An 18,592-nucleotide genomic window follows, 5' to 3' on the forward strand; every position below is an offset into this window, starting at 1 on the left:
AAATAAGGGGTGTATTATGCGATACAATATTATAGCTGATATTACACAAACAGGCATGCCTTCTGTTTATATTAAATTAACGCAAGACCAACCCTATATTGCAGGGTTGATTGATTTTTGTAGCGCATTAGGTGTTGCCTCAGAAGAGATTAGCTTTAATCTTTTTGAAGATTGTGGGCAAAAGTATCAGATTACAGTAGAACAAACAACAATAAATCAAATTATTAAAAAGGGTCATCATTTTATTTTTCAATATACCGATAACGAAAAATTGTCACAACTATTTTATGAACAAGCACAATATTATCAATCCTCTTGTACAGAGCAACATGAGTTACCTGTTTATGAGAGCTTAACAGATCTTTGGTCAGCAATAGGAACGGGTATGAAAAAAGAAGCTACACCTACTCAACATCTAGATATTAGTATTGATAATGAGTTATATACGGTGTCTATGTTGAAAAATATTTGTTATTTTGTCTTACGTTTAGGTTTGTATCATACTTCTCTCACTTTACCAGTAAGTGAAAAACGCAGTAGTCATAGCACTTTTATTTATCGCATAACAACAGAAAATACTATACAATTACAAGATGTGAATACCATTTTATTTACAGGTGGTGTTGCAACATTGCCTAACGTAGTAGCAAAAATAGCACAAGAACACCATGTTGGTGAAGGTGGACTACTTGGTGTATGGGAGCGACAATTACAACGTGAGATTCAACCTTCAGAAGAGACAGTTTGGCATGCACCATCTGAGGCAACACGTCTTTTACATGAATTACAGGGGTTAGAAGGTACGCAACTTAATGTTTATATGACATTAGACCAATCACAACGTCAAGTGTTTCAACAGACAATTAGGCAGTACAATGACATTGAAAAGATATGTGTAAGGTCAGCCTTTAAAACAGGGTATTATTGGTTGTTAGAAGAAGTGTTGCCAAGTTATTCACAAACCATTAAAAAGATAGAAATTATATGTAAAACAGGTGATTGTGAACGAGGCTTAGAGTTAAATAATCGCTGGATTATGGAAATGTATCCTGTAGATGAAATGATTGCTACTCAGTATGGCATTGAGAAAGACGCAATTCAGTTTGAACTTAACAACATGCAAGAGGATGTTTATCATATTAGGATCAATGGTGAAGATTATGCCCAACTTACACCTCTATGCCAAACTTTCCCCTATATTGATGGGCATCATACAGTTAGTCCAACAACAGCGGGTTATTGTTTAGATGGTACGCCTACAATTATGGCAACAGATAGAGAGTTATTTTATCGTAAATATACAGAGGAATATTTGCCGAAACTTGCACAGCAACTGGTTTATGACGAGGGTGCAGGAACGGTTAAGCCTTTATTTAATAAATTGGCAATTCATTATACATCAAGTGGTATTGAAGAGCGTATCCCTGTGAAGTCAGAGCGTAACTCTTCATTTGAAGCTTTGTATGAGGATGTATATTTTAATACATTACACTATTTTAAACAGTTAGGCATAAAGCAGCAGCAAGCTCCGTATACAGCTCCTGGCGGTGTAGTACCATACATTCATATCAATACTAACATGTATGAAGAGACGCATGCTAGAATTATCCGTTATGATTGGCAAAATGAGACACCAAAAAGAATGATTACACATCGTATTACATGTGATAACACAGGCAAAATGTTAAGAGCATATTATACATTAGATGGTATGTCGCATGGAGTGGTAGTTAAAGAAGCAAAAATGAATAAGAATCAATGGTATCAACAAGTTGAGAGTTATACTTGTGCAACTATTACACAGCATCATCAATCTTATTTAGGGGAGTTAATTCCAGTAGTAGAAGTTACTCAGCGTTTAGGGGGGACGTATTATTCACCATTAAAGAAAACAACGTATAAACATACGGTTCTTATTGAAGCAGGGCATCATGCCAATGAAGTTTCTAGCACTCCTGCAGTCTCTTTATTATTAGAGCAACTTCAAACAACGCATGCCCATTACTTAGAGCGCCTCAATTTTATTATCATACCTATGGCAAACCCGGATGGTGCTCATTTATTACAGGAGCTTTGTGAAGAACACCCTGAATGGAAGCATCATGCGGCACGATTTAATGCTGTTGGCTTAGAGTTTGCTCATATGAAATTTAAGGAAAGTATTTTTGGTGAGGCAGCAGTAGTACCTACTATGCTTAAACGATGGGCACCAGACATTATTATTGATAATCATGGTATACCCGCACATGAGTGGGTTCAACCTTTTGCAGGTTATACAACGCCACCCTTATTCCCTGTATCTTATAATTTGCCAAGCGCTAAAATCTATGGAATTGGTCGTTATGGCAATAGTGATTACACACATCGACATCAAGTGAATTTAGCCAGTATTGCTACTCAAATTAATACAATTTTTGCTAATACGCCATTCGCACAAGAAAATGAATATTGGCGTTCAAGGTTTGAAAAGTACGGTACAGCATGGAATGAAACCAAGTATCCTGTTGAAGCGATGGGCAATATTAATTTTTATCAAGAGGCTACTGTGACACCAACCTATCCCTCTGTATCCATCTTACGTTATCCCAAATGGGTAGCAGCCGATGTTATTTCGGAGGCAGCAGATGAAGTCGTGTATGGTGATGAGTTAACAAGTTGTATAGAAGCACAATACTTATTCAATTGGGCTATTATCCAACAAGTATATGAAACACCTGTAATAAAAGGTGAAGCAATGTGGAATAAACAACGACCTATTGTGTTAAAGGAGAGAGAAGCATGACAAAAATATTATTGACGGGTTTTGAACCCTTCTTAGATTACAAAGTAAACCCTACTATGCAAGTTGTTGAAGCTTTAAATGGTTTAACAATAGATGGATATGAGGTTGTGAGTCGTACGATGGTTGTGGACTTTGAACAGTCTGCAACACAATTTCAGCAATATATTGAAGAAGTGAACCCATCTATTATTATTTCACTTGGTTTAGCAGGAGGGCGTTATAAAATTACACCAGAGCGCATCGCGATTAATGTTAAAGATGGCGAGCCAGATAACAATGGATACACACCTATAGATGAAGCGATTTATACGGGTGAGGCAGATGGTCATTTTACAAATTTACCAATTAGAAATATGGTGAATACTTTAAAAGAGGCAGGCTATCCTTCAACCATATCTAACTCAGCAGGTACTTATTTGTGTAATAACATTATGTATGAGGGAATTCGTTATGCTAAATCACGAGATGCTGTTTTAGCAGGTTTTATCCATATTCCAGCTAACTTTGAGTTATCTATTGCACACGGCAGAATTCCAGGATGGCATACACGTGATTTAGTTGATGCTGTGAAGCTTTGTATTGAGGAGAGCGTTCGTGAAGCTAAACGTTGATTTTCCCACTTATATGTATGTTAATGGCCATACATTACGTTTTGCTTTTCAAGAAGAAGTCTCTCAAAATAACTTAGCTTTAGTGCGTAGTTTTACAATGTTTTTACAGACACATTATGCACCTCAAATTAGAGAAATTGTCCCAAGTTATCATACAGTTACTGTTTTTTTACAAGATACGACATTGCCAGTGCAACAAATGCCACAATATTGGGTAGAGTGGCAAGGGAGCCAACATAACGAAAAAGTGCAAAGCATTACGATCCCTGTCTGTTATGACGAGGAGTTTGCACTTGATATGGAACGTATTATGACGTATACAAAATTAAGTTATGAAGCGATTATTGAACGCCATAGTAAGCCCGTTTATGACGTTTTCTTAATGGGTTTTTTACCTGGTTTCCCCTATTTGGGTGTATTAGATGAGCGATTACATATGCCGCGCTTAGAAGTGCCAAGGAAACATGTGGTAGCAGGTACAGTAGGGATAGGTGGCGAGCAAACAGGGATATATCCGATTGATTCGCCAGGTGGATGGAATATTATCGGACGCACACCCATCGCTTTATTTCATCCAAAACGGACACCTCATTTTTTAATCAAACCAAATCAGCAAGTGAAATTAGAACGTATTACCAAAAAAGAGTATGAGAATTTGTTAAGAAAAGAGTTGTAGTTGATGGCACGATTATTACGAGTAAAGAAAGTAGGCGTATTTGGCTCTTTGCAAGATCAAGGACGATTTGGCTATCGTAACTATGGCATACCTACTTCTGGCCCTATGGATGCTACATCTTATCAACTTGGCAATGAAATTTTACAAAATGATACCAATGCTGTAGCGTTAGAAATTTTTATAGGTGGCTTTTGTTTTGAGGCTTTAACTACGCAGTCCTATGTGATGACAGGAGCACCAGCGATTTGTTTATTAAATGGTGAACCAATTGCGATGTGGGTAACATTTACTTTGTATGCAGGGGATGAATTAACGATAAAAACGGTGCAACAAGGTTCTATTGTCTATTTGCATACGATAGGTGGATTTGAGGCACCATTAACTTTAGGTAGTCGTTCAGCTTATGAGAAGGGGAATATCGGTTTACCGATTATGCGTGGCATGGTATTAACTAGTCAAATCTGTAGAAAAATAGAGCCACGCCGAGGGATTTGGGGTAAGGCATTGCCTAACTTCTCCTGTAAAAAGGTGCGCATTTATCCTGGTGTGCATTATGAGTTATTTACCACAACAAGCAGAGAAGCACTTCTCACAACAAGTTATCAATACACAGGTGGTAATCGTATGGGGTATTATTTTAGCGGTGAGATGTTAACATTAGCCTCTCCACGCGAAATTTTATCAGAATCCACACAATTTGGCACCATTCAAGTGCCTACAAGTGGGCAGCCTATTATTTTAATGGCTGATGCACAAACGGTAGGCGGTTATCCTATTATTGCTACTGTACATGAAGCTGATTTAGCTATTGTAGCTCAATTGAAAACGTATGAGTCGTTACAATTTGAATGGGTGAAGGAGTGAGGAGATGGATATTAATTGTGATTTTGGCGAGAGTTTTGGTGCTTATACGTTAGCCCATAATGAAGCTATTTTACCTTATGTGACATCCGTTAATATCGCATGTGGTTTTCATGCAGGCGACCCTATGGTGATGCAAAAGACAGTACAACAAGCATTAAAACATCAAGTAAATATTGGTGCACACCCTGGTTATCCTGATTTACAAGGTTTTGGACGGCGTGCTATGACATTATCTGCTCAAGAAATCTATGCCTTGATGATGTATCAAATGGGTGCATTACAAGGCTTTGTACAAGTAGCAGGTGGGACATTACATCATGTCAAACCCCACGGGGCCTTATACAATCAAAGTGCTAATGATGAAACGATGGCTAATGCTATTATTGCAGCGATTTTGGATTTTAATCCTAAACTAATATTGTATTGCCTCTCAGGTAGCAAGATGGCAAAGTTAGCAAAGGCTCAAGGTTTAGCCGTTTATGAAGAAGTATTTGCCGATCGTAACTATAACGCAGATGGTTCATTAGTGAGTCGTCAGCAACATAATGCCATGATTGAAGATGAAGCGTACATGCTTCAACATGTTGAACGTTTAATCAAACATAGCCAAGTACAAACGATAACTAATGAAATATTAACCGTGAATGCACAAACCATTTGTATTCATGGTGATGGCGCTCATGCATTAGCTTTTGCTAAAGAAGTATACCAATTACAACAACGATAAACCAGGTACCTAGTAGGCTAATTTGTGCCTACTAGGTGCTTTTTTATTGGCATGATATAATATAGGAAAGAATACGCGTTATGAAGTGTGAGGAGTGAATAAGATGAGTTATGAATATGATGACCAAATCAAAAATCGTGTGAAACGTATGGAAGGACAATTACGTGGTATTTTAAAAATGATGAATGAAGAACAAGATTGCAAATCGGTCATTACTCAACTATCAGCAGTGCGTTCAGCAGTTGATCGTACAGTGGGTGTAATTGTCAGTCAAAATTTATTAGAATGTGTACGCAATGCAGACGGCGACGATGAGAAAGTAAATGAAATGATTAAAGAAGCGATGAACCTTGTTGTTAAAAGTAGATAACAAAACTCAATTGACATGTGCTTGTTTGCAAACGAGTGCATGTTTTTTATGTTGAATTAACTTTATAAGGAAAATATAAGCTAGCTACTAATGTGAAATGCTGAAGTGTTTTGATTTAACATAATGTATAATGCTAATCAAACAAAAAAATAGCATAATGGAGCTAATTCTTACGTTTTGAAGGGAGTTAGTTCATCATGATTATTGGCATTCCAAAAGAAATTAAAAATAATGAAAATCGCGTAGCCATTACACCAGCAGGCGTAGATGCTTTTTATAAAGCAGGGCATACCGTATTAATTGAAACAAATGCAGGTTTAGGTAGTAGTTATTCAGATCAAGAATACGAAGCAGCAGGGGCAACAATTGTAGCTACAGCTGCTGAAGCTTGGCAAGCTGAAATGGTACTAAAAGTGAAAGAGCCACTAGCATCAGAGTATGTTTATTTCCGCAGCGATTTATTGCTCTTCACATATCTACATTTAGCAGCAGAACCAGCATTAACAAAAGCTTTAGTAGAGAGTGGCGCAACAGCTATCGCTTATGAAACGGTGGAAGTGAATCGTACGTTACCATTGTTAACGCCAATGAGCGAAGTAGCGGGGCGTATGTCTGTACAAATTGGTGCACAGTTTTTAGAAAAAACATATGGTGGTAAAGGTATTTTACTGGGCGGTGTGCCAGGTGTTAATAAGGGAAATGTAGTGATTGTGGGTGGCGGTATTGCAGGTACAGGCGCTGCTAAAATGGCAATCGGTTTAGGAGCAAATGTGACAATTTTAGATGTGAATGCCAACCGTTTGCGAGAGCTAGAAGATTTGTTTGGACGAGATGTACAAACGTTAATGTCTAATCCTTATAATATTGCAGAGGCCATAGCGCAAGCCGACTTAGTAGTAGGCGCGGTATTAATTCCAGGTGCTAAAGCGCCTAAGCTCGTATCAGAAGCTATGGTAAAAAATATGAAGTCAGGCTCTGTATTAGTGGATATTGCCATTGACCAAGGTGGCATTTTTGCTACTTCTGATCGCATTACAACGCATGAATCACCAACGTATGAAAAACATGGTGTGATTCATTATGCAGTAGCAAATATGCCAGGTGCTGTGCCACGTACTTCTACACAAGCATTAACGAACGTGACATTACCATATGCGCTACAAATTGCCAATCAAACATTAGCTGTAGCCATTGATAAAAATTCATCCTTAAAATTAGGTGTTAATGTAGCCAACGGTGTTGTTACGTATGAAGCTGTAGCCAATGATTTAGGCTATCAGTATGTAACTGTTGACCAAGCGTTACAAGCAGCGGTTCAATAAATAAAAAGCGCGACTGAACATGTATTGTTCAGTCGTGCTTTTTTTGTAGTTATTAAGATGACGAGATATCTAGCTGTCTAACGTCTTTCAATAATAGTAGAACAAGGGCTAACAGTATAATTAAACTAGCATTTAACATTGTCGCATATTTAACACCCAATAATGTGGGTAGCCAGCCGCCAAATAAAGCACCTAATGGCATACAAATGGTAATTAATGTTGTAATTGTCGTGTTCACCCGTCCTAACATGTTTGCAGGTGGTAATTCTTGAAAAAGTACAGTAAAGATAACATTGATAATGCCAATGAATATACTTGCTAAGAATGCAAAAACATAAACGAAAATACCGCCCAATGAAATACCAATTAGCCAACATAATCCGTAAAATAATACGGTACTAATCATAATTGTGCCTATTTTTAAGCGTTGTGTCACCACATTACTTAGCATTGCACCTACTACACCGCCAAGCCCCGCCATTGTTAACAGCAAGCCATAGGATATGGCAGAACCTGTGATTAATTTGGCGATAGCAGGTAGGTTAACAGTGAAGGTGGCAAGCAATAAATTTAATATAATAAAAGGGATAATCAACATTAAAATTTCTTTTTTCTTTACAAAATGTAGCCCTTCTTTTAAATCAGTAAAATAGGCTTTATTGCCATCGTATTCTGCCATCTTAATATCTTGTGTAGATTCTTTTGTATGTAATCGTAGAAACATAAGAGCAGCTAATAAAAATAATAGTGCATTACCTAAAAAAATAGATGTAATAGATAGGATGGCAAGCAGTATACCTGCGATGGCATTAAACAATAAATCAACACCGTCTGCAGCAATAGCCATCAATGAATTAGCTTTTGTTAAGTCCTTATTTTTAACAAAGCGGGGTACTAAGACATTTTCAATAGGGTATGTGAACTCCGATAAAAATGCGAGAAATGGTATGATACATAAGAGAATATACACGAAGTAAGAAGGGGTCGTTGTATAAACAACATATAATATCACCATGACAAGTGCTTGTAATAAAGAGAAGAGGATGAGTGCTCTCTTTTTGTTGCAATGATCAATAAAAGGGCCGTAAAAAAAGGCAAACACTTCAGGTAACATAAACAAAGCACCTGCGATAGCTGTAAACATCGTATTCTCTGTTAAATCATAAATGAGCCACATAATAGTAATATAATAAAGGCTATCTCCCATATTCACAAATAGTCTACCAAATAATAAACGCGAGAAATTTGAATTAATTAACACTTTAAATACCTCATATTTCCTTTTATTCTATTTTAATTCTTGCGTAACAGATGAACAAGGTGATATTTATATTACGGGTTACTGATGCACTTTTTGATGGCGAGTTTAAAGAAATTATTGTTATTTACTCACAGAATTATGAATTCATATTCTATGATGTTCATTAGCATAGGTGTTGTATCATTACTAAATATAAGCATTCAAAAAAATAATAATATAAAACATCATTGCCATTAGAGTGGGGATTCTCTCGTAGCAATGATGTTTTTTCGGGGGTGTATCTATTTATTAAATTAGCTTAGGTTTGGGGATAACCCGCTAAATTTAATACAGTATTAAGTAAGACATCGGCTCCTTGTGAGCAATCTTCATAAGATGTGTACTCATCTTCTCGATGACTATAACCATGTGTGCTAGGTACAAAAATCATAGCTGAAGGTACAATATGAGACATAAACTGAGCATCATGACCTGCCCCACTATACATATGACGGTGGGATAAACCTAAAGCTTTTGTACTTGCTGTTACAGCTTCCACTACAGGCTTTGCAAAGTGAACAGTATCACGCGCCCATAATTTAGCGAACTGTAACTCACATTGGTCTATCATTGTTGGCAAATCGTGAATGATTTGTTCAACTTGTGTGATGATTTTAGGATTTTGATGTCTAGCTTCTAGTGAGAAGGTGACTTGGTTAGGAATGACAGTATGCACATTAGGCAAGGCTGTAATGCGACCAATCGTATAGACTAAATCATCGGGCAGTTGTTGCAATTGTTTTTGTAATATTGAGATAATTTTCATGGTAGCAAACATACTATCTTTACGCATATTTATAGGTGTTGTGCCAGCATGATTAGATTCACCAAGTAAGGTGATATCATAACATACCATACCCAATACGCCTTCAACAATGCCAATTGTTTGTTGATGATGTGCTAATACAGGCCCTTGTTCGATATGTAATTCCACATAGGCAGTCGCTTGTTGCAAACGATTTTCCTTTCTACCTTCAAATCCACTATTTGTAAGTGCTTGTGCAAATGTTACACCTTTTGTATCTGTAGATGCAAGCATTTTCTCTTTATCAAATTGCCCAGATAACACACCAGAGGCCATAAGTGATGGTTCAAAACGAGCTCCCTCTTCATTAGTAAAATTGATAATTGTTAGAGGGTGGTCAAGTGTAATATTGTTGTCTTGAATCGTTTGAACAACTTCAAGTGCTGCCACAACACCTAAAATGCCATCAAAACGCCCGCCTTTTATCACCGTATCCGCATGTGAGCCCATTGTGATGGGAGGTAACAATTTTTGACCTTGTAGCGTAGCATACATTGTGCCCATATCATCTGAACAGACTGTTAATCCACTAGCTTCGCATATCTCTTTGAAGTATGTGCGTGCCGCAATATCTTCTTGTGAGAGTGATAAACGTGTTACCCCACCATTTGATGTTTTGCCAAACTGACTAAACGTTTCTAAATAACTTTGTAACCGCTTTCGATTTGTTTTAAACATTTTTTTCCTCCTTTTTTCGTTGTATTAGCAATGAATATATCATAAACCTAATAAAATATTGTACTAACAAAACGTGAAACATTACAATAGAGAGTGTAGACGATTTGTAAGAAAAAATGGTGTTTTTCGCTATATAATATTGCGATTTCAAGAATTTTGGGGGTGTTGATGTCTTAAATCATACAATGGTGGAGGGGAAAATATGTTGACAGTGCAAGAGATTTTATCTCATAAACAGTTCAAAGATGCAGAAATTATAGCAGGAAAAGCAGGTTTGCATCATACAGTGAAGTGGATTCATATTATGGAAGTGTTAGAAGTACAGGAGTTAATTAAAGGTGACGAATTATTATTAATGACAGGTATGGAGTTGAAAAATAATGAATCAGGTTTTATTCAATTTATTCAACAATTAGCGGCTGTTGATGCAGCAGGTGTTTGTATCGAGTATGGAAGATATTTAGCAGCGATTCCTGAGCGAGTCAAAAAAGTGGCAGATGAATTGCAGCTTCCTATTATTGTTTTTCATAAACAAGTACGCTTTGTCGATATTACACAAAGTATTCACACCGAAATCATTTCGCAACAGTATGAAGCCTTAAAAGTGTTGGAGGATTATGCCCAGAAAATTAATAAATATTCATTAAAAGTGACGGATGCTGAACAAATATTAATGTATATGCAAAAATATTTGCAGTTAAGCGTCGTTTACGAGTCTAAAGACCAGCCCACAACATTCATTCCTAATCGTAATAAAGAAGTATTCGAACATTTAAGCCATAGGAAAACAAAAAGACTCGCCTCACGTGATATTCATGTGTTTGAACAACCTTATGGTAAAGTGTATATTTACGCATTGGACCGAGACTTGACGGATTTAGATACGTTAATTTTGGATCGTACAGTAGTGACATTATCCCAATATGCATTACGTGAATTATATACGGAAGAAAAATTAGAAAGTGAACATCGCCAGTTTTTAGAGCAATGGCTAGACGGGGCGGCAAGTGATGATGAAGTCACACACTTTCTGCAAGACCAAGGTATAAGCTTGTGTGACCAACCTTGGTTTGTTATGGTGCATCAATTAAAAAGAGATCGTAAAAAGAAAGATTTAATGTATTACAAAATTAATTTACGACAATTGATGGAGAAGGAAGGTTTTCGTTGTTTTATTTTAGAACAACAGCAATATGTTATTTTTATTTTGGGCGATTTACGTGATAAAGAAAGTTATCGCGCTCGTATGAAAAGAGCGATGAATGATATTATCTCCCAATATCGTGCAGAGATTTTAATTGGTATTGGTAAGTATGGTGTGCAGTATAATAATCTTGTAGAAAGTGTAAGCTCGGCTAAGACAGCTCTACATATTCGGATGAAAAATATGGACTTGCCTTATTTTTATGATGATTTAAATTTGCATCATATGATTTTTACTTTACAAAAAGATCCGTTTATTATGCGGATGGTAGCAGAGCGTATTGAATTATTAAGCACATATGATACGAAACATAATGGCAGTTTAATGGATACATTACAAATGTACTTTTTATGTAATGGTCAAAAGAAAGAAACCGCAGAGAAACTTTTTATTGTACGCCAAACGTTATACCATCGCTTAGAAAAAATCGAACAAATTTTAGCTATGGATTTAATGAATTATCACCATCGTATTTTATTAGAAATGATGTTACTAGTAGCCACGCAAAAAACTACACCGCAATAGACAAAGTGTTAGAAAACGAGCTCATTAAGATGTGTATAACATATCGCAAATGTGCTCGTTTTTTCTGGATTTCAGGAGGTAACTCATTATGATTGCTCGAACGTAGTGTGCAATATAAGGTTTTATCTATTTGACAGTATGTATAATGACGCTTGCTATCATTCCAATGCAAAATAAGGATAACAACATTTAGGGGTGAGGGTTATGAAACAAACGGTTGAACATAATTGGAAAACAAAAGATGAACAATATGTATGGCATGCTATGAAACCATATAATCCTGAAGCAACATTTATTGTCGATAAGGCACAAGGAGCATGGTTAACTGACATTGATGGCAACAACTACTTAGATGCTATGTCCGGTTTATGGTGTACAAACGTTGGTTATGGGCGTAAGGAAATTGCTGAAGTGGCTTATGAACAGATGCTGAAAAATTCTTATACACCATTATCAAGTAGCCATTTGCCAGCCATTCAATTAAGTGAAAAGATTAGTAAGCTATTAGGCGATGAGTACGTTGTATTTTATTCCAATAGTGGGTCGGAAGCTAATGAAGTAGCCTTTAAAATTGCACGTCAATATCATGAGCAACGTGGTGATGGTAGTCGCTATAAAATATTGTCTCGTTACCGTGCTTATCATGGCAACACTATGGGGGCATTAGCCGCAACAGGGCAAGCTCAACGTAAATATAAGTACGAACCACTAGCTCCTGGCTTTTTACATGTGGCACCACCAGACCAATACCGCAATCCTGAGGCCGTTATCAATCAAGAACCTACAACGCTGCCATCTGTACAAGCTATTGACCAAACATTAACTTGGGAGATGGGGGAAACGGTAGCAGCAGTTATTATGGAGCCTATTATTACAGGTGGTGGTGTTATTATGCCACATGAGGATTATTTAAGAGGCGTGAAAGAAGTGTGTGACAAGCATGGAACGTTATTAATTGTAGATGAAGTGATTTGTGGTTTTGGACGTACAGGTAAAGCTTTTGGACATCAAAATTATAATATAAAGCCTGATATTGTAACGATGGCGAAAGGTTTAACAAGTGCTTACATGCCTCTATCAGCTACAGCTGTAAGGCGTGATATTTACGAGGCTTTCACAGGTGCAGGTGACTATGATTTTATGCGCCATGTGAATACGTTTGGTGGCTCGCCTGTAGCCTGTGCAGTCGCATTAAAAAATATTGAGATTATGGAGAATGAACAGCTGTTTGAGCGTTCGGCACAATTAGGGGCACAAATGTTAACAGATTTACAAACACAATTAGGCACACATGCTAAGGTTGGCGATATTAGAGGTAAGGGTTTATTGATTGGGATCGAATTAGTATCAGACCAGACGACTAAAGCGCCTTTAGATGTAGCCGAAGTTAATGCTATTATTGCGGCATGTAAAGCTAAAGGTTTAATCATTAATAAAAATGGTGTGACAGTAGCAGGTTTTAATAATGTATTAACGATTGCACCACCATTAAATATTACAGCTGAAGAATATGATTTTATTGTTAGTCACTTTGTAGAAGTTATGAATAATCATTAAGGGGGCAAATCAATGACAGTAGCAGTGAAGCATTTAACACATTTTATTAATGGACAAGAAGTAGAAGGCAAGAGTGGACGGTTTGGTGATGTATATAATCCAACGACAGGTGAAGTGATTGCACAAGTGCCACTAGCTACCGCACAAGAAACGCGCGAAGCAATCGCATTCGCACAAAAAGCTTTCCCACAGTGGCGAGATACATCAGTAGCGAAACGTGCTTCTATTGTAATGAAATTTAGAAACTTATTAGCTGCTAATATGGAGACATTACTCACAATTATTTGTACAGAGAGCGGAAAAACAAAAGAAGATGCACGTGGTGAGATTACACGAGGTTTAGAGTCTGTAGACCTTGCTATTGGTGCACCACATTTAACAAAGGGGGAGTATTCTGTAAATGTAGGCGGTCAAATTAATGCTTACTCAGCTAAATATCCATTAGGCGTGGTTGCGGCGATTTCGCCATTCAATTTTCCGATTATGGTGCCATTAGCACAAACAAGTATGGCAGTAGCTGTAGGGAATGCGGTCATCTTAAAAGCTTCAGAAAAAGTACCAATGACAGCGTTATTTGTAAGCCAATTGTGGAAAGAGGCAGGTTTACCAGATGGTATTTGGACAGTTGTAAATGGTGACAAGGATGCCGTAAATGAGCTATTAGAAAATAAAGATGTACATGCCATTTCATTTGTTGGTTCAACACCTGTTGCTAAATACATTTATGAGACAGGTGCAAAACATGGCAAACGTGTCACCGCTTTAGGTGGTGGTAAAAACAATATGGTTGTTATGCCAGACGCTGATTTAGAGCAGGTAGCCAATTCATTTATTGGCGCAGCTTATGGTGCAGCTTCACAGCGTTGTATGGCAATATCAACGATTATGCCTGTAGGTAAGGAGACGGGAGACCGTTTAGTAGCTATTTTAAAAGAGAAAATTAATGCACTAAAAGTAGGCTCTTATGAAGAAGCTGATACGGATTTTGGCCCTGTTATTTCTGCGCAATCAAAAGAGATGGTAGTAAAAGCTATCAATCATGCAGAGGCTCAAGGCGCTACCGTTGTCTGTGATGGTCGTCAAAATGAGATGGTGAATGAACAAGGCTTCTTTGTGGGCCCAACACTTTTAGATCATATCACGACGGATATGGATATTTTTGAGCAAGAAGTATTTGGCCCTGCACGTAATATTGTACGTGTAGCGTCATTAGACGAAGCTATTGCTTTAATTAACTCACAAGAACTGGCAAATGGTGTCACTATTTTCACCAATGACGGCGCAGCTGCACGTAAATTTACGACCGAAGTAGATGTGGGGATGTTAGGCGTTAACGTGCCGATTCCTATTCCAGTTGGTTATCATAATTTTGCTGGATTTAAAGGTTCTCGTTTTGGTGAAGGGCATATGTTTGGCCCAGATCAAGCGCGCTTCTTTACTAAAACAAAAACCATTTCAGAGCGTTGGTTAGAGCCAACAGAAAAAACCACTTCAACCTTTGCCTTCCCAAGTAATGAGTAACACTTAATAAGAGCACGATTGAAAAAATCAGTCGTGCTTTTTATTATTAGTTTGGTCTTTTATGCTCTTTTATGTAAAAATATGCTTATTAAATCTTATTTATTGTACATGAGATGCGAGGTTTCATTTTACATTATGTCAATTAATTGAGCATTCTAACAATTGTATAATAGCATGTAGAGAGGGTAAGCGTTTTCACCATTTTTATTACGGACTAAATATGAGATTACATGTTAGGGGGATAAAATTATGTATGCGTCAATCGTTTTTCGCAATGGCGAGATTTGGACGATGAATCAGGATAACGATGTGGTAGAGGCAGTGGCCATAAAAGATAATAAGATTATCGCAGTTGGCAGTTATGACGAGGTGAAGCATTATGTTCATAATGAAACGGACATTATAGACCTAAAGGGAAAAACAATGTTGCCAGGGTTTATTGATGCCCATCTCCATTTAATGATTTATGGTGCGTTTCAACGTGATGTTGATTTTAAAAAACAACAGGCAAGTAGTATAGATGACGTATTAAGGTTATTAACGGAGCGTGCTGCTCAAACGCCTAAAGGCGAATGGATACGAGCAGTAGCATTCGATGAACTAGCATTACAAGAACAACGCAATCCTACATTAGCTGAATTAGACAGCGTAACAAGTGAACATCCCATCATCATTACACGTACACCAGGTCATATTGGTTTTACAAATTCGATGGGTTTTGCACGTGCGGGTATTACAAAAGATACGCCTGATCCACAAGGTGGTATTTATGAAAAGGACACCGAAGGTAATTTAACAGGGAAATTAATTGAAAGTGTGTATATGCGTTTCAATGAAACTGCTAAATTAACAGAGCATGAATTATATGAGGCCATTGCTATTGCACAAGAGCACTTTTTAAAACATGGCATTACAAGTGTACATGATGCAGGTACATATGATGGAGATAGTTACCGTGTATTACAACTGGCTTCCCAACAAAAGAAATTAAAAATACGTGTGTATGCCATGATTGGCTCTTTAAATGATTGTTACACGTTTACGACTAATATGATGCAAGCAGGTGTGGTAACAGGTACAGGTAATGCGTTCTTTAAAGTAGGGCCAGCTAAATTATTTACAGATGGTAGTAGTACTGGGCCAACGATTGCTACAAGAGAAGGCTACACGAGTAATAGCAAATATAAGGGGATGCTAATTTATACAGAGGATGAGGTGTATGAAGTATTAGGTAAAGCCCATGCAAAAGGATACCAAATTACGGTTCATGCACAAGGTGACCAAGCTATTGAGCTCTATTTAAATGTAGTCGAGAGGGCTTTGCAAGAACACCCAAGAGAAAATCATCGTCACCGTATAGAGCATGCAGGCATTGCACCAAAAGATTTACAACACCGCATGAAAACTTTAGGTGTAATCCCTATTATTAATCCACCTTTCCCAGCCCAAGCGGGAGATATTTATCAGCAACATTATGGTGAGCGCACCAACGATATGTACGCTGCAAAAGATTTATTACAATTAGGAACAATGTGTGCAGCAAGTTCAGATGCGCCTGTAGCCAGTTGTAATCCTATGATTGGTATACATGCGGCTGTTAATCGTCAAACAGAGAGTGGCAAAGACTTTGGTGTTAAGCAAAAAGTATCCGTTATGGATGCTGTGCGAATGTATACGTATAACGCTGCTTATGCAAGTTTTGATGAACAAATAAAAGGCAGTATTGAAGTAGGAAAATTAGCAGATATTATCGTGCTAACAGAGACATTAAGTCAAGTACCCCATAAGCAGTTACAAAATGTAAAAGTACAACTTACAATGATTGACGGGGAGATTTTATATCAACATGCATCTTATTAATTATCAGAATTATTAATCAATATAAGGGGGAGTAGGAATGAAAAAATCAAAGGTGCAATGGCTACTTATTATACCTTTTATTGGTATGGCAGGTTTAGTACCATTTGCAAATCGTATTGAGCCTTATGTGTTAGGCTTGCCCTTTTTATTATTTTGGATTGCCTTATGGATGGTGTTGTCCTCTGTTGTGATGTTTATTATTTATCGTGTGGAGTATCGTAATAATAAGGGGGACCCTTCATGAATATTGCTTTAATTATTATTTTCTTTTTTGCGGCAGTTGCATTATTTTTAGGCATTTGGGCAACACGTGGTAAAAAAATGAACGTAGATGAGTTTGCAGTAGGTAATAAAGGATTTGGTACCTTATTTGTCTTTTTACTCATTGCAGGTGAAGTGTATACCACATTTACTTTTTTAGGTGGGAGTGGCTGGGTGTACTCCAGAGGTGCAGCTGCATTTTATGTCCCCGCTTATATTTGTTTGGCATATGTTTTATCCTATTGGATGTTACCTAAAATTTGGCGTTTCGCTAAAAATAATAATATCATTTCACAGCCTACCTATTTTGCCGCACGTTATAAAAGCCCAGTACTCGGTGTAGTCGTAGCATTGTTAGGAACGATTGCATTGATTCCTTACATTGTCATTCAATTAAAGGGGCTTGGCATTATTGTAGCTGAGTCCTCTAATGGTGCAATAAGCCCCATTATGGCGAGTGCCATTGGAGCGTTGATTATTACGATTTATGTTACGATCTCTGGTATACATGGCTCTGCATGGACAGCCATTTTAAAAGATATTATGATTTTATTCGTTATTGTATTTTTAGGGATTTATATTCCTTATCATTATTTTGGTGGGATACAGCCTATGTTTGAAGCAGTGCAGGCTGTGAGCCCAGAGAAGTTAGTATTTGCTTCAGAGGGTTTTAGTGTGGTGTGGTTTATTTCAACGATTATTTTGAATGCATTAGGTTTTTATTTATTACCCCAATCTTTTTCTGTCGTTTTATCGGCGCAAGGTGAGCGTGTCCTAAAGAAGAATGCCATCACATTGCCACTTTATACACTATTGCTACTGTTTGCGTTCTTTTTAGGATTTGCTGCCATTATACAAGTACCTGGCTTAGCAGATGGGGATTTATCATTATTACGGTTAGTTAATCAAACTTTCGACCCTTGGTTTGTAGGTATTGTAGGTGCGGCAGGTTTATTGACAGCACTAGTGCCAGCATCTGTGATGTTAATGTCGGCATCTATTGGTTTAATGACAGGCATTTACCGTTTAGTGAAGCCACAAGCAACAGACCGTCAACAACTCATGGTATCTAAAGTATTAGTATTTGTTATTATCATTATTGCTTTTGTTTTTACGATTTCTGGAGGAGAGGCATTAGCATTACTCAATATTATGTCTTACAGTTTAATTACGCAACTAGTACCAGCACTCTTGCTTAGCTTTATTAGCACAAAATATATGAATAAGTACGGTGCTATTACAGGTATTATTATTGGTGTATCTTTTGTGTTATACAATGCCGTAACAGGTGCAAAACTCGCTACATTTTTCCCGAACATTCCAAGTTATTTAAATGATATAAATATTGGTATGGTAGCGTTATTCGCTAATTTTGTGATTGCAGTACTTGTTAGTTTATTCACGCATAAAAAAATAGTAACTCCAGAGAAACCTGTCTTAGTAGCTGAGTAATATAGGGATGAAGAAAAAATATATGAAAAAGTGGTATGAAGTGATAAAGGGAGAGGGTTATTTCCCCTTTATCACTT

The 18,592-nt window shown here is 37.2% G+C and carries 15 protein-coding genes; 13 read left to right on the plus strand and 2 right to left on the minus strand.

Annotation, left to right across the window (positions count from 1 at the left end):
- The first annotated feature begins 16 nt into the window (after positions 1–16).
- From IEW44_RS00110 to ald, 7 genes are all read left to right on the plus strand, one after another.
- On the plus strand, positions 17–2,782 hold the full coding sequence (locus IEW44_RS00110) for a M14 family metallopeptidase (protein WP_188612983.1): 2,766 nt from the start codon (positions 17–19) through the stop codon (positions 2,780–2,782).
- Positions 2,779–3,393: a pyroglutamyl-peptidase I gene (locus IEW44_RS00115; protein WP_188612984.1), complete on the plus strand. Its 615-nt coding sequence runs from the start codon at positions 2,779–2,781 to the stop codon at positions 3,391–3,393. The genes IEW44_RS00110 and IEW44_RS00115 overlap by 4 nt, the downstream gene beginning before the upstream one ends.
- Positions 3,377–4,069 (plus strand): 5-oxoprolinase subunit PxpB, encoded by a 693-nt coding sequence (gene pxpB, locus IEW44_RS00120; protein WP_188612985.1) that lies wholly within the window; start codon positions 3,377–3,379, stop codon positions 4,067–4,069. Before IEW44_RS00115 ends, pxpB begins: the two co-directional genes overlap by 17 nt.
- A 3-nt stretch (positions 4,070–4,072) precedes the next feature.
- The gene (locus IEW44_RS00125; protein WP_188612986.1) at positions 4,073–4,933 is read left to right on the plus strand and encodes a 5-oxoprolinase subunit C family protein; all 861 of its coding nucleotides are present in this window, start codon (positions 4,073–4,075) and stop codon (positions 4,931–4,933) included.
- A 4-nt stretch (positions 4,934–4,937) separates the two neighbouring features.
- Entirely contained in the window at positions 4,938–5,660 is a 723-nt protein-coding gene (locus IEW44_RS00130) for a 5-oxoprolinase subunit PxpA (protein ID WP_188612987.1), read from the plus strand.
- A 103-nt stretch (positions 5,661–5,763) separates the two neighbouring features.
- Positions 5,764–6,030 (plus strand): metal-sensitive transcriptional regulator, encoded by a 267-nt coding sequence (locus IEW44_RS00135; RefSeq protein ID WP_188612988.1) that lies wholly within the window; start codon positions 5,764–5,766, stop codon positions 6,028–6,030.
- A gap of 197 nt (positions 6,031–6,227) precedes the next feature.
- Complete coding sequence (gene ald, locus IEW44_RS00140) at positions 6,228–7,352, plus strand: alanine dehydrogenase (protein ID WP_188612989.1); 1,125 nt, start codon at positions 6,228–6,230, stop codon at positions 7,350–7,352.
- 52 nt (positions 7,353–7,404) lie between these two features.
- Here ald and IEW44_RS00145 read toward each other — a convergent pair whose 3' ends face one another.
- Together IEW44_RS00145 and IEW44_RS00150 are read right to left on the minus strand one after the other, a co-directional pair.
- Positions 7,405–8,613, minus strand: coding sequence for an MFS transporter (locus IEW44_RS00145; RefSeq protein WP_188612990.1), 1,209 nt, complete (start codon positions 8,611–8,613; stop codon positions 7,405–7,407).
- Between the two features lie 298 nt (positions 8,614–8,911).
- Positions 8,912–10,135 (minus strand): Zn-dependent hydrolase, encoded by a 1,224-nt coding sequence (locus IEW44_RS00150; protein WP_188612991.1) that lies wholly within the window; start codon positions 10,133–10,135, stop codon positions 8,912–8,914.
- A gap of 202 nt (positions 10,136–10,337) precedes the next feature.
- Here IEW44_RS00150 and IEW44_RS00155 point away from each other — a divergent pair, with 202 nt between their 5' ends.
- The 6 genes from IEW44_RS00155 to IEW44_RS00180 all read left to right on the plus strand — a co-directional run bounded on the left by IEW44_RS00155 (position 10,338) and on the right by IEW44_RS00180 (position 18,515).
- Positions 10,338–11,864: a PucR family transcriptional regulator gene (locus IEW44_RS00155; protein WP_188612992.1), complete on the plus strand. Its 1,527-nt coding sequence runs from the start codon at positions 10,338–10,340 to the stop codon at positions 11,862–11,864.
- A gap of 204 nt (positions 11,865–12,068) precedes the next feature.
- Positions 12,069–13,421, plus strand: a complete 1,353-nt coding sequence (locus tag IEW44_RS00160) for an aspartate aminotransferase family protein (protein WP_188612993.1) — start codon at positions 12,069–12,071, stop codon at positions 13,419–13,421.
- Positions 13,422–13,433: 12 nt separating this feature from the next.
- Positions 13,434–14,942 (plus strand): CoA-acylating methylmalonate-semialdehyde dehydrogenase, encoded by a 1,509-nt coding sequence (locus IEW44_RS00165; RefSeq protein ID WP_188612994.1) that lies wholly within the window; start codon positions 13,434–13,436, stop codon positions 14,940–14,942.
- 249 nt (positions 14,943–15,191) lie between these two features.
- A complete protein-coding gene (locus tag IEW44_RS00170; protein WP_188612995.1) occupies positions 15,192–16,802 on the plus strand; it encodes an amidohydrolase in 1,611 nt (536 codons plus the stop codon).
- A gap of 37 nt (positions 16,803–16,839) precedes the next feature.
- The gene (locus IEW44_RS00175; RefSeq protein ID WP_188612996.1) at positions 16,840–17,046 is read left to right on the plus strand and encodes a DUF3311 domain-containing protein; all 207 of its coding nucleotides are present in this window, start codon (positions 16,840–16,842) and stop codon (positions 17,044–17,046) included.
- Positions 17,043–18,515, plus strand: a complete 1,473-nt coding sequence (locus IEW44_RS00180; protein WP_188612997.1) for a sodium:solute symporter family protein — start codon at positions 17,043–17,045, stop codon at positions 18,513–18,515. Before IEW44_RS00175 ends, IEW44_RS00180 begins: the two co-directional genes overlap by 4 nt.
- Positions 18,516–18,592 lie beyond the last annotated feature (77 nt).

Origin of the sequence: Lysinibacillus alkalisoli, assembly GCF_014643595.1 — a bacterium.
Lineage (GTDB): Bacteria > Bacillota > Bacilli > Bacillales_A > Planococcaceae > Metalysinibacillus > Metalysinibacillus alkalisoli.